This is a genomic window from Pseudoalteromonas sp. MSK9-3, from assembly GCF_003590335.1.
In the GTDB taxonomy this organism is placed as follows: Bacteria; Pseudomonadota; Gammaproteobacteria; order Enterobacterales; family Alteromonadaceae; genus Pseudoalteromonas.
The window spans coordinates 71040-84313 of sequence record NZ_MIET01000011.1 but is presented as its reverse complement, the minus strand read 5'-3'; the positions used below and the strand labels follow the sequence as shown (position 1 = coordinate 84313).

13 protein-coding genes are annotated in these 13274 nt (G+C 40.3%); 10 read left to right on the top strand and 3 right to left on the bottom strand.

Features of this window, described 5'->3' with window-relative positions:
* Positions 1-96 precede the first annotated feature (96 nt).
* Positions 97-2106 carry a methyl-accepting chemotaxis protein gene (locus tag BGP78_RS04195; RefSeq protein WP_119860231.1) on the top strand — a complete coding sequence of 670 codons (2010 nt, stop codon included), beginning with the start codon at positions 97-99 and terminating at the stop codon, positions 2104-2106.
* An 871-nt stretch (positions 2107-2977) separates the two neighbouring features.
* The gene (gene rmf / locus BGP78_RS04190; protein ID WP_119860230.1) at positions 2978-3148 is read left to right on the top strand and encodes a ribosome modulation factor; all 171 of its coding nucleotides are present in this window, start codon (positions 2978-2980) and stop codon (positions 3146-3148) included.
* Positions 3149-3211: 63 nt separating this feature from the next.
* Here the strand turns inward: rmf and fabA are convergent, their stop codons facing one another.
* Positions 3212-3727, bottom strand: a complete 516-nt coding sequence (gene fabA / locus BGP78_RS04185) for a bifunctional 3-hydroxydecanoyl-ACP dehydratase/trans-2-decenoyl-ACP isomerase (RefSeq protein WP_119860229.1) — start codon at positions 3725-3727, stop codon at positions 3212-3214.
* A 195-nt stretch (positions 3728-3922) separates the two neighbouring features.
* On the opposite strand from fabA, the gene BGP78_RS04180 reads away from it, so the two are divergent.
* From BGP78_RS04180 to BGP78_RS04165, 4 genes are all read left to right on the top strand, one after another.
* On the top strand, positions 3923-4780 hold the full coding sequence (locus BGP78_RS04180; protein WP_119860228.1) for a 6-carboxytetrahydropterin synthase: 858 nt from the start codon (positions 3923-3925) through the stop codon (positions 4778-4780).
* Complete coding sequence (locus BGP78_RS04175) at positions 4773-5600, top strand: M23 family metallopeptidase (RefSeq protein WP_119860227.1); 828 nt, start codon at positions 4773-4775, stop codon at positions 5598-5600. Before BGP78_RS04180 ends, BGP78_RS04175 begins: the two co-directional genes overlap by 8 nt.
* On the top strand, positions 5597-6028 hold the full coding sequence (locus tag BGP78_RS04170) for an acyl-CoA thioesterase (RefSeq protein ID WP_119860226.1): 432 nt from the start codon (positions 5597-5599) through the stop codon (positions 6026-6028). The genes BGP78_RS04175 and BGP78_RS04170 overlap by 4 nt, the downstream gene beginning before the upstream one ends.
* A gap of 142 nt (positions 6029-6170) precedes the next feature.
* Positions 6171-7079 (top strand): endonuclease/exonuclease/phosphatase family protein, encoded by a 909-nt coding sequence (locus BGP78_RS04165; RefSeq protein WP_119860225.1) that lies wholly within the window; start codon positions 6171-6173, stop codon positions 7077-7079.
* Here the strand turns inward: BGP78_RS04165 and BGP78_RS04160 are convergent.
* Both BGP78_RS04160 and BGP78_RS04155 read right to left on the bottom strand, forming a co-directional pair.
* Positions 7068-7475 (bottom strand): response regulator, encoded by a 408-nt coding sequence (locus BGP78_RS04160; protein ID WP_119860224.1) that lies wholly within the window; start codon positions 7473-7475, stop codon positions 7068-7070. The two genes, BGP78_RS04165 and BGP78_RS04160, sit on opposite strands and share 12 nt — an antisense overlap.
* A gap of 13 nt (positions 7476-7488) precedes the next feature.
* Positions 7489-8409, bottom strand: a complete 921-nt coding sequence (locus BGP78_RS04155) for a glycosyltransferase family 2 protein (RefSeq protein ID WP_119860223.1) — start codon at positions 8407-8409, stop codon at positions 7489-7491.
* Positions 8410-8621: 212 nt separating this feature from the next.
* Here BGP78_RS04155 and BGP78_RS04150 point away from each other — a divergent pair, with 212 nt between their 5' ends.
* From BGP78_RS04150 to BGP78_RS04135, 4 genes are read left to right on the top strand one after another with little or no spacing between them, the layout of a single operon-like run.
* Positions 8622-9773: a glycosyltransferase gene (locus tag BGP78_RS04150; protein ID WP_119860222.1), complete on the top strand. Its 1152-nt coding sequence runs from the start codon at positions 8622-8624 to the stop codon at positions 9771-9773.
* 30 nt (positions 9774-9803) lie between these two features.
* Positions 9804-11213: a lipopolysaccharide biosynthesis protein gene (locus BGP78_RS04145; RefSeq protein WP_119860221.1), complete on the top strand. Its 1410-nt coding sequence runs from the start codon at positions 9804-9806 to the stop codon at positions 11211-11213.
* On the top strand, positions 11206-12591 hold the full coding sequence (locus BGP78_RS04140) for an O-antigen ligase (RefSeq protein WP_119860220.1): 1386 nt from the start codon (positions 11206-11208) through the stop codon (positions 12589-12591). The genes BGP78_RS04145 and BGP78_RS04140 overlap by 8 nt, the downstream gene beginning before the upstream one ends.
* Positions 12563-13273, top strand: a complete 711-nt coding sequence (locus BGP78_RS04135; protein WP_119860219.1) for an acyltransferase — start codon at positions 12563-12565, stop codon at positions 13271-13273. Before BGP78_RS04140 ends, BGP78_RS04135 begins: the two co-directional genes overlap by 29 nt.
* The last annotated feature ends 1 nt before the right edge of the window (position 13274 follow it).

The window sequence follows — 13274 nt, the reverse complement described above, 5'->3', positions numbered from 1 at the left end:
CAACTTATGAGCAATACTTTTGTGTGAGTTTAAGCGCTGGGAATGCACGCGAGACCATGGAGCGGATCATCGTAAGATTATACAAGGGTAAATGCCATGAATCTTAGTAAAAAGTTGTTTCTATCGTTTGGTGTGCTCATAGCCATGATGGTTATATCAAGTACAACAGTGTGGTTCAAAGTATCGACGGAAACAGCGCGGGCTCTAGAAGTTAAAGGCGATGACCTGCCTGGAATGATTTTGTATAACGAGCTTCTCGTTATAGAAAATAAGCTCAATCACTCGGCAATGAAATACATGGCAGGTGATAAATCTCAAGTAAACAAATTTAATGAATATTACGAAGAGTTTCGCATTACGCAAAAAGAGCTTTATGGATACGAGTCAGCTAAGCAGTCTGATCGTGAAAAAATGGCTAAAATTGTCAAGCTGATAGAAGATTATGAAACTCAGATACAGCAAAATGTATTTGCGAAGTTTGACCCTCTAGCCTACGAAAATGTGAAAAGTAGGGTAAACAAATTAAAAAAAGAAACGGGGCAACAATTAGAAGACTTACTCGACCAATTAAAAGAGGAAGAGTTTAACGATGCGATGAAATCATCTGATTTACAGGAGTCTCTTAATGACGACCTACCAGGTGTTCGGTACTATTTAGAATTGGTCGATGAGTCCGGTGATATGATATCTGCCATAATAGCCCATACAACAGGGGATGAGAGTGCGGCGACAGACTTTGAAGGTGATTCATCAAGCTTTGCGAACTTTTTAGCGTTATTGAAACCGCTGGAACAAAAGCCGAATGAATTAACAGATATAAGGGCAATTGAAGCACTGTATAGTAAAATTAAAGAGGAGGCACAGTATGTTTTCTCTTCTTATGATCCGACGTCATACACAAAAGCACAAGCAACGATAGAAAGTTTGTCTAGCAATACCTTAAAAGAGCTTTCGCAGATTTTGTCGGTGTCTTCAGATGAAGAACGCATAGATGCTACCAAAGCACTAGACATTCTCGTCGACGGGTTGAATACCACATTACTCATCATTATTTTAATTACATTAGTTGCTGCAATTACCGCTGGTATTGTTGCATTTGTGATAAGTAAGTCGATTGTTTCTCGGTTATCTATGGTGCTAGATACCGCCCACAGTATTAGTGAAGGCAATATTTCAAGAGCAGATATACGCCACTCAGGGCAAGATGAGATTGATGCATTAGCAGGGGCGACCAATAAAATGTCGGCAAGCTTAAATGAGTTACTTCGCGCAATCACGGGTGTTGTGTCTGAAGTAAAGGTATCAAGTCATGATATTGCGAATACAAATAATCAAATAGCTAATAGAAGTCAATCATCGGCGGAGCAATCAACCCAAGTCGCTACCGCAATAGAGCAAATGAGCGCCACCGTATCAGAGGTTGCATCGCAAAGCCAAGTAGCAGCAAGTCATGCTGATGGCGCTAGGAGTTTAGCGACAGAAGGCGGCGATACAGTAAAAGGGACAGTGGCCAAGATAAAAAATGCATCATCTGATGTGCAAAGTACGGCAGACGATGTGACACACTTAGGTGAACTAAGCAGTCAGATAGGCAACGTTATAGGGGTGATCGGTAGCATTGCAGAACAAACTAATTTATTGGCTTTGAATGCAGCAATCGAAGCCGCACGGGCTGGTGAACAGGGGCGTGGTTTTGCTGTTGTGGCAGATGAAGTCAGAACACTTGCTGAACGGACTTCTAAGGCAACAGATGAAGTTGTGACAACGGTACAATCTATTCAGTCACAAACGGAGCATGCGGTGTCGTCGATGCAGAACTCAGTTGAACAAGTAAATAGTAGTGTTGAAATGGCAGAAAATGCGGGGATGCAATTAGAAGGGATTGTAAAAGGCGCATCTGAAATTGCTGCCATGATCCAGTCTATTGCAACTGCAACCGAGGAACAATCTGTCGTAGCGAGCGAAATGGCAAAAGACATTTCAAATATAGAACAATCAAGCCAGAGTTCATTACAAGATACGCAAGTGGCTGCTCATTCAGCACAGGGACTAAATGAGCAGGCTGCTCGTTTAGCCGAGCTGGTGCAAAGGTTCAAACTACGCTAGACTATTTGTTGAGCGAATTTGGAGTGAATTCCAAGGATGATGCGTTTCATGAAATAAAGCAGTAAGGCACTAACGTAAATCAGTGCCTTTTTCGTTTTTACCAATCCGACGTTTAAGAACGCAATAACATATGTGGTGTAGTTACCTTATCTAAATTAGGACATGTTTATTGAGTGTTATCCTCTTATTTTTAGTGGCTGGCTCAGGCACTCGTATTTTTGAATGAACCTCGTACTTATCTGTGAGCTGTTATACCTTAAATCTTAACAATTTTTGCGCGATTTTGTCTTGCAAAGCGCAGCTACATGTCTGCTGGAGTGGCTTAGAAAAAATATTTTTAAGCAGCTATTACGACTAAAATTCTAAATTGAAACTTAATCCACTGTAATAATTGGACATTTTATAGCATGTTTATATGTCAGAAATATGAATGTTTTTTTTATCAATTTTGGATTGAAATAAGTCTCTATTTACTTGGTAAGAGCTATTTTATAGGTTTACTTTTATTTTTGTGAATTATTTATTCTTTGTATGGGTTGCTGGTTTTACATTTATAAAATTGGTATTGCACCGCTTTGCCTAATGTGATTTATTGAAGGTCTGGGTTTGGCCAATCCTCTAAATGATAGTGACACACGTTACGTGTTAAACGCTTTCATTGCTTATTATTCTGAAATTTTCAATAGCTGTTTGGCGTAAGGTGACTTCGCCGACAGAAATTTTTAACTTCATACAAACAGACAGTTAGTTAAATTCGGTTGGTATCCGATGTCTGTGAATTTGATATTTATGACGTTATTAACTATTCATTTAATGTTGATGCTAATTTAGCTGACGCATTACTGAACATATTAAGGTGAGGAATTTACCTATGAAGAGACAGAAAAGAGACCGTTTAGAAAGAGCACATTCTCAAGGGTTTAAAGCCGGACTAACCGGGCGGTCTAAAGATTTATGCCCGTATCAACAAATAGAATCAAGATCAGAGTGGCTAGGCGGGTGGCGAGAAGCAATCGAAAACAGAAATATGTTTAAAACATAATTTACAGAATTCAGAGACAACAAAGCCCCTTTTTAAGGGGCTTTGTTGTTTAAACACATAACATTAAAATGCGCTGGTATCTTGGAAAAGACCTACTTTTAGATCTTTTGCTTCATAGATTACACGGCCGTCAACTTCAACCGTACCATCGGCCATGCCCATAAACAATTTACGCTTAATAACACGCTTCATGTCTAAACGATAAGTTACTTTCTTTGCATTTGGTAAGATTTGACCTGTGAACTTTACTTCACCCACACCAAGTGCACGGCCAAGACCCGGTCCACCAGACCAACCTAGGAAAAAGCCAACTAATTGCCACATTGCATCAAGGCCAAGACAGCCAGGCATTACTGGGTCGCCTTTAAAATGGCAGTCAAAGAACCAAAGGTCAGGGTTAATATCAAGCTCTGCGATAATAAGCCCTTTACCATGCTCACCACCGTCATCATTTATTTCAATGATACGATCCATCATCAGCATGTTGTCGCTTGGTAAGCGACAGTTGCCTTCGCCAAACATCTCGCCTTGACCACAAAGTACTAATTCTTCTTTTGTATAGCTATTTTTCGGTTCCATAGTTCACAATCTTTGCTTTAAAATCCACGCTACTCTAGCGTACACTTGTACGCTAGACAACTCCGAACAGTTAAATTTCAACCTTTTATAAGAACAATTCGCATTTAAATTGAATTCTACCTGCATATATAGGCGATTTTTATCTTAAAAATCTTTATAATATCGCCAGAATTTAAACTAATTTATCGGAAGTTTATGATCCTTTTTGTAGATGCTCTCACTGTTATCGATTTTTCTTACCTATGTAATCAGCGAGGTGCTGTGGGAGAAAGTTGGATTGTTGATTTAACGCTCCACGGCCAATTAAACGATGAGTCGATGGTTTTAGATTTTGCATTAGTAAAAAAACAAATAAAAAAAATCATTGATGAAACAATAGATCATAAACTTGCGATAGCCAAGGGTGTAAACGGTAACGCTGAGATTAGGAATGATCGAATTGAATTAGATTGTCAATTTGGAGATAACTATCACTTAGCAATGAACGCTCCAAGCGAAGCCGTGTGTTTATTACCGAGTGAAAAAGTAGATGAATCAGCTGTTATCGCGTTTTTAAAGTCAGTCATTATGCCTGAAATGCCAAGTAATGTTAAAGACATAGGCATAGCGCTTCGTCCAGAGCCTGCTACAAGCTTTTATTATCACTATAGCCATGGCTTAAAGAAACATGATGGTAACTGCCAGCGGATAGTGCATGGTCATAGGTCATTAATTGGTATCGCATTAGATGGTATCAGTATGCCAAGGTTGCAAAAAGAGTGGGCAATGAAATGGCAGGACATCTACTTAGGAACTCTAGAAGATCAGGTATCGGCTGCTGATTTAAAACATGTGACTGCACTATCAACTGATTATTGTTTTGCTTATGAAGCAACACAGGGCTATTTTGAACTGGCAATTAGTCAGGCGCGATGTGATATATTACCGTGTGATACAACGGTCGAGTGTATTGCGGAGTATTTGGCGTGTGAAATTAAAAAGTTACATCCTTCTCAACAAGTAACAGTTAAGGCGTACGAAGGAGTTGGCAAAGGAGCCATTGCGAATGCTTAAATACGTGGGATTATGGGTTGGAGTGCTATTTGGGGCTTGTTCAGCTCAGGCGCTAGAATTGACTGGAAACCTGACTCAAGGAGGGATGGTTATCGGCAAAATTGCAGATGCTAAGTCGGTTAGCTTCAATGACAAACCATTGAAGCTAACGAAAGATGGTCAATTTGTATTTGGGTTTGGTAGAGATGCTCAATCACAGCATTCGTTAACTTGGGTAACGACCGCTGGGAAGTCTGAGTCGGCTGATTTTATGATCACAAAAAGAACGTTTAATATTGACCGGATAACAGGTGTTGCAAAAAAATATGTGTCACCACCCGATTCAGTGCTTAAGCGGATCAGAACCGAGGCCAAAGCGGTGAAATTGGCAAGAGCCACGAGCTCTAATTTAACGTACTTTTTAGACCCAGTACTTAAACCTGCAAAAGGGCGGATCTCAGGGGTGTACGGTAGCCAGCGCTTTTTTAATGGAAAACCTCGTAATCCGCATTATGGCTTAGACATTGCGAACAAAACGGGCACGCCGGTATGGGCACCATTAAGTGGTACAGTCACGTTTGCAGAAGATGACCTGTATTACAGTGGTGGCACTGTAATCATAGATCATGGATATGGCATTTCTTCTACGTATATTCACCTTGATAAAATTCACGTGAATGTCGGTGATTCGGTGTCAGTAGGAAAGCACTTTGCTGATATAGGTGCAACAGGGCGGGTAACTGGGCCTCACTTAGATTGGCGTTTTAACTGGTTTGGCGAGCGGTTAGATCCACAATTATTAATGAATGATACATTGGCGAATAAAAGTAGTAAAAAATGACCGATATAAATAAAGATGAAGTAATTACAAAACGAATCGAAGAGTCTATCACCTCGATTACGAAGACAGTATTTCCGGGTAGGACGAATCACCATAACACCTTGTTTGGCGGTGATGCACTAGCATGGATGGACGAGGCGGCTTTTATTGCTGCGACTCGCTTCTGCAGAAAGCCACTTGTTACAATTTCGTCAGACCGTGTAGATTTTAAAGAGGCTATACCTGCCGGCACATTTGCTGAGCTAGTCTCAAAGGTGGTTCATGTAGGTAACACGAGCTTAAAAGTAGAAGTGAAAATCTATTTAGAAAGGATGCACAAAGATAATAAACACTTAGCAATTTCAGGTAGCTTTACCTTTGTTGCAGTTGATGACAATCACCGACCGACGCCTGTTGTATGTGAAAAAATGCTTTATGGCTTTAGATAAATAAAAGTTATAGTTAAACAAAGAGATTTGTTTAACTATAACTTCAAAAGAACACATCATACATTGATGTTTCTTAATGTTAGTGCTTAACCATATTGCGCAACTTTAATTTTAAAGCTATTCATTAAAGAGGAGGGACTTTATGATTTACATTCTCGGGGTTAGTTACTTAATTGTATTCACTTTAGCATATAGTGTGTTTGATTACGGTTATATTACTGACATCATACACAGTCTAAGAGGTCAGCTTTTACTTGTGACGCTTGCCTTTGCTGTGTTGCTATTGATAAAAAGCAGAGTCTTTGGGTTAATAACGCTCGCAATAAGCATGATTGCGGTCTCTATTCATTTTATACCGCAACCTTTGTTTGATGTTGATAAGAAAGTACATACATTACATACCAAGCAAGTTAATTTACGGTATTCAAATCAGCAAATAGCACAACACTTAACACGTCTTAATCAAGAAGCTTGGGATCTATTAGTGTTATTTGAATTTTCAGACCAACACAGAGAGCTGTTTGCAAGTGTTAAGCCTGAATATACGCGATTTGGTTATAAGGAGATTGAAGGCTTTCCAATGGGAATTGGTGTGGTATCCAAGTATCCAATTATTTATCGACAGGTAGTTCATATTGACAGCCCTAAATCTGGTTATGCTCATTTAAAGCTCTTAGTGAACGAGAAAATATTGAATGTTGTCGCCGTTCACCCGCCATCACCAAGAACACAGGCGTTATGGCATCGGCGAAATAAAGTTCTAGCTCAGGTTTCTTTGTTGTTAAATGATTTGGAAGAGCCTTGGTTAGTCGTAGGGGATTTAAATACTGTGCCTTGGTCAAATTACATTGCTATCAATCAAGGTAAGTGGTGCTATACCGCGCTCGGTCATTACCATAGTTGGACTGCGACAAAAAAAGGGCCTAGTGCGCTAATGGGTTTACCCATAGATCATTGTGTTACAAGCCCAGATATTAACATTCACACCTTACAGGTCACGCCTTTTGTTGGCAGTGACCATTTGTTGTTAGAACACTCTTTAAGCTTTTGACTTGGCTAGGAGTTCACGATTTTGTTTCTTGAGCTCACTGTTTTCTAAAACAAGTTTAACGACTGATTTTAGCTCAAAATTATCCCAAGGTTTAGACACTATCATGTGGGCAAGGCCATCTCTAACCGCTTTTTGACAATCTTCTATGTCTGCATATCCACTGACTAAAATACGGCCCGCATCAGGGTGCAGAGATTGAAAGTGTTTCAAAACGGCAAACCCATCCATATTTGGCATACGTATATCTGAGATAACAAGGTCAAAACTTTTGTGCTCCATACTTGATACCGCTGTTAGCGGATCGTTATGTTGCTCTACCTGATATTCTCTATTAAACAAACGTCCAAGTGCTCTTAGTACAGCTTCCTCGTCGTCTATTATCAAAATTGAATGCATAGCCAATTCCTATTTATGCGGTTAAGTTCTTTAGGTCATGCAACAAATGCCGTAAGTTACGTTTATGAGGGTAAAGCATAAAAGCTTTGGTTGCACTTACCAAAGCTGGTATTTTTTGTCCCATTTCTCTATGGTACTCACCATAGCATTCGTTTAAGCGTGCACCCGCTTTTAACTGGGTTAGCCAACTTACTTTATTATTGTTTATAAAGCGGTTTAAAATCAACTTCATGGCATCTATTCGTTTTATTCTATTAGATGTTATAGAGTCGGACCGCATTAAATAATTCATTGCACATTGATAAGTGTACGCAACTTCGCCCGCAGATGCTAATTTTAGCCAGCAATCCCAATCACTTGCACTTTTTAATTTCCCGTCAAAACAGTCAATGTTGATGATGGCACTTTTATCGACCATCACCGTCGATGTCCCAATAACATTCGCGTAAAGCAGAAGGTCTTGGCCTTTATTTAGTAGTTGATAGTGCGTCGACCCCTCTAATGGTTTTTTGTAAAATTCCGGCCAGTATGAAAAACAATCTATAATTTGCTCATACTGTTCGTCTACATGCATATAGTTTGTGAAACTAAGCGTGCAAGTAGGGTTGGACTTCATAAACGCGAGTTGGTTAGACAGCTTGTCTTCACTCCAATAATCATCAGCATCTAAAAAAGCAACATAGTCAGCTTTTGCGTGAGTTATCGCTTTGTTGCGAGCTGCAACCACGCCACATTGGGCTTGTTTTATCAACACCAGTTGTTGATAGGTTTGTTGTGCCTTTTCTAACCATTCAACACTACCGTCTGTTGAGCCGTCATCAATAACAATAATTTCTACATCGACGTTTGTTTGTTTAATGACACTGGCGAGGGCTTTTCCAATATAGGCTTTGCAATTGTAATTGGGGATGATCACTGAGATGTCGGGTTTCATAGTATGCACTCCATTGTTTCGTAGTATGTACTACGCAATTAAGGCGCCAACTTTTTTTGCAGCATAAACGTGAGAATTTTATGAGAATTCTTTGATTGCATTGCATTTTGCAAATTTGATTGCAAAACGGTTGAATTTGAGCGCATATTTATTGAAATACAGTCGGCATGGCACTTGCGTATGACTACTATCATCACGTAGGAGTGCGTAATATGAAACATATTGGTATTTTAGTTCCGAGCTTCCCTGTTGCCTCTGAGACATTTGTAGTAACAGAAATTAATGCGCTGGTAGCGAGCGGCCATCAAGTAACGGTAGTTACTTTCGAGAACATTGGGGAATGTGACGCGCTTAGCCCTGAAGTGACAGTGATTGAAGTCGAAAAGCCGTCTCGTGCAGAGCTACTCCTGGGTGTATTTAATATTCCCAGATTGGTCAGAGGGATATCGTCGGCGACAAAAATGAAGTCTATCGCAACATCCTCCCTAGTTGCGTACGGGTATAGTATCGCCAATATTATTAAACATAGACGTATTGACCATTTACATTGTCATTTTATGCATGGCTCTTTGGCGTACGGTATTGTTGGGGCCAAGCTCGCTCATATTACGGTGTCTTCAATTGGTCATGGACACGATGTGTACGTTAATCAATCAGATATTCCGCAAAAGCTTTCGTTGTGTGATTTTTCTGTCGCCGTTTGCCAAGATATGGCGAATCAATTTAGTCGTTATACTCACAGCAAAGTAAAGCTTTTGCATTGTGGGATCAATCTAGAACGATTTAATCAAGCGCCAACAGGCGCTTATAACGATGTTAAATTACTATTTATTGGCCGTTTAGTTGAAAAAAAAGGACTACACTTTTTAATGCCTGCGCTAAAAAATACGTTACTCACACATCACATTACGCTAGATATTGTAGGTGATGGACCCCTTATGAATGACCTAAAATTTATGGTGGAGGCACTGGGGATTACCAATAACGTGAACTTTTTAGGCCGTAAACCTCCAACTTGGATTGCTGATAACACGAAAAACTATTCTGCGCTAGTTGCGCCGTTCTGCATCGCTAAAAATGGTGATAGAGACACAGGGCCGTTAGTGCTCAAAGAAGCAATGGGATCAGGGATCGCGGTGTTGACCACTGAACTTATGGGGGCAAAAGAAATTGTAAACCAAAAAGTGGGGATGAAGTGTAAGCCCTCAGATATTATGGATTTAACAAGAATGCTGTCACAATTTTGCGACTTTTCACCTTATCAACGGTTCACTATGGGCCAAAATGGAAAGCGTTTTGTGACTAAACATTTTAATGCAAAAGCGCAGGCTGAGAAGTTATCGGGCTGGGTACAAGCATTATAAACTTTGCGGTTAATATACAGGGACTCAGTTATGGGTGGGTTTAAGCAAGTAGCATACTATGGTGTCGCAATTTTGGTTTTAAAGGGACTTGGCTTTTTAATGCTGCCGATTGCGACGCGCATATTATCGCAAGATGAGTATGGGAGCCTTAATTTTTTAGTCTCTATCTCTGCGGTGTGTTCTTTACTGCTTAGTCTCGGTTTACCTGAGTTATTATTTCGTCAACACTTTGAGAACGAGAGTGAGCGAGTCGTATTTTTCAGAGACTGTCTTGTTGTTAGCCTTGGCGTTTGCTTTACATTTGTGGTTATTGCTTTTTTATTTACAGAGCACCTCATTAGTGTGTTGCCAGGTAACGTATCTGGTCTAAACCTGCGCTTATTAAGTATTAATCTATTTGCATCATCTGTACTTGCAATACCTTACAGTTACTATCGTTTGACTGATAACGCTAAACACTACTGTTATTTGGCGGTCACGCATGGGGTGCTACAAACAACGTTAAGTATTGCGTTGCTGTTTACTGGATTTGGCGTAGTTGGGGTTATGTTCTCAGGTGCAGCAACAGCGGTTTTGATCCTTTTTGTGTCTTTATTTTTATTAATACCGACTTTAGCAAACGTAAGAACATCGAAAAGGCAGCTCAATAGCCGCCATGGTCTTTTTTTATTATCTATTTTAGTGTCTTCTTTGTGTTTGTACGCATCAAATGGTGCTGAAAACTGGTTTATTGTGGCACAGGAAGGTGAAAGTGCATTAGCAGTTTACTTTGTTGCAGCGCAATTTGCGTTAATGACATCCTTCACGTTTGAGCCCGTAAGAATGTGGTGGTTTGCTAAGCGCTTCGATGTGCTTGCGAATACCCCTGCACAATATGGTTATAAAGCACTGCTGAGCTTAAATATAGGTTTATTACTGTGTGCTGTGATGATGGTTGTGGCACCAGTACTCTTTAATATTGCTTTGCCCAGCACGTATCATGGTAATGATATATGGCTTATCGCACTGATAATGGTGGTTGTCTTTCGTCACCATAGTGACGTTTTTAATATTGCTTGTTATAAATATGGCAGTGGTGTTTGGGTGAGCTACATTAATGCGGGCAGCGCAGTATTAATTATTAGCGCATTTTATTATAGCATCCCTGTATATCAGATTGACGGTGTTATTGTGTCCTTAATGGCCGTTCAGTTTCTTCGCTCCTTAGTATTCGTATTTGTCAGTCAGCGGCTAGAACATATTACCTATGAATATCGTGTATTGTTTATTCCATGGGCGAGTTTGATCACAATCTCTATTATTGCTTATGTTCAACCGAGCTATATGTATTTTATACAAAGCTCAGTGGTGGTGCTATTACTGTGTAATCTAAGCCGAGTATATCGTCGAGAAGTCATGCAAGGGCTCAAGTCGCTCCCAAAAAGGAGCGCCTATGTCTGAGTGGGTTAAAAAGAATCAGTTATTACTCAGTGGAGCACTCGCAACTTTATTGGTGTTAGCCCTTTATAAGATTATAGGGCCAATTGCCGCTTTCGCAATTATTATCATGCCATTTGCTGCATTTACCGCGGTGCGCGTTAGCACCGCGTTTGTAATTTTGTTTATTCTTTTTAGCTACTTTAGACTCCATGAGGCCTTCCCGGTATTGATGCCATTCAAAATCCCTAAGTTATTAGCACTGGCGTCGTTATTAGGCATTTTCTGGCATCTGTTTATTACTAAACAATTAAAACCTCACTGGAATTCGTGTCATATCTTGTTTTTTGCATTGTTTATTTGGTTAACGGTATGCGTTTTTGCTGCGTCTAATCGTGGCTTAGCTATTGATTATTGGTCGGGTATTCTCACTAAAGTATTTATTATGGTGTTTGCAATAAGTTGGTGGATGACGACGTTGTCTCATTTCAATTTAGTCAGAATTGGCATTATGTGCTCGGGTGTGTCGATTGCTTTGGTTGCATTACAAAATAAGGCAAACGGGATTGGTCTAGTGGAGGGCACACGTGTCACTATTTCTCGTGACATACGCTCTCAGCTCGGGGACCCTAATGATCTATCGCTTGTTTTAATGTTTCCTGTGTCATTCTTAGCCGCAGAATTGTTTGATAGTAGTGGTCACAAATTACGTAGGGGCTTGGCTGGCATTGGTTTACTTTTAGTGATCAGTGGTGTAATTGCGACACAAAGCCGTGGCGGCTTATTAGGGATCGCAGCTGTTTTAAGCTTTTTCGTGTATCAAAAAGTCAAAAATCCACTCATTGTTGGCGCCATTGGTGCCGTTGGTATGCTGGCCATGGTCATATTTGCAGGGATCACAGACAGACAGAGCGGGGGGGCGGCAGAAGGTGGGGTCGATGCTTCTGCAATGGGCCGAATATATGCCTGGCAAGCTGCTATTAATATGGCGCTCAGCAACCCATTGACAGGGGTTGGGGTAAACAACTTTTATTCAAATTATTTCTTTTATAGCCCGCACTGGGATGGCAAGAACCATGCAGTACATAGTACGTGGTTTCAAGTTCTGGGTGAGACAGGGTTTGTTGGCTTAATGGTTTTTCTTACCGTGATTGTAGGGATATATCGCAGTTTAAACAGAACAATTCGTACAAATGAAGTCAACTTCGATCCAAAAGTGGCTATTAATGCCTATGCTTTAAAAGCTGGGCTTATTGGTTTTATGGTATCGGGCACATTTTTAACCCAGGCGTTTACTTGGCCATTGTATATTATATTGTCATTAACAATCGCTCTGGAAAAGTTGGCAGCAGATCATAATAAGGATAAAAATTATGGTAGTTACACTAAAAGCATGGCTTAAGAATAGCGATAATGCTGTTGCTAAACAGCTATTCAAATTTGCCAAACGAATTCGCAATCCACAAATGATTGTCATACCTGTGTTACATCACTGCTTATTCAAGTTACATCATCTGGTTTTGTTTGTGTTCAGTGAAGTACTAAGGGTGTTTTATTACACACCGCTTCTTAAAAGTCAGGTCAAAGGAAGTAAAAAGCAGCTTTGTTTATATAGTGGTTTGCCACAAATATTAGGGCCCCTTGATATTGAACTGGGTGATAATGTTCGTATGTCAGGGATCAGTACATTCTGTGGGCGGTATAGCGACTCACGTAGAGCTAAGTTGTTAATTGGTAATAACGTGGATGTTGGGTGGCAGAATGCATTTTCTGTTGGTACTGATATTGAGCTACATGATGATGTGAGGCTGGCAGGAAGGGTATTTTTAGCTGGGTTTCCTGGGCATCCCATTGATAGTGAAGCGCGTGCGAAAGGGCTACCTGATGACGAGTCACAAATAGGGGCTATTATTATTCAAAAAGGCGCATGGCTTGGTACTGGTGTTACGGTACTTGCAGGCGTAACAATAGGGGAGGGAGCAATTATTGGAGCGGGAAGTGTGGTAACTAAAGATGTGCCAAGCCATACCATTGCTGCAGGAAACCCTGCAAAAATAGTTAAACAAATACCACAAGGAGCATAAC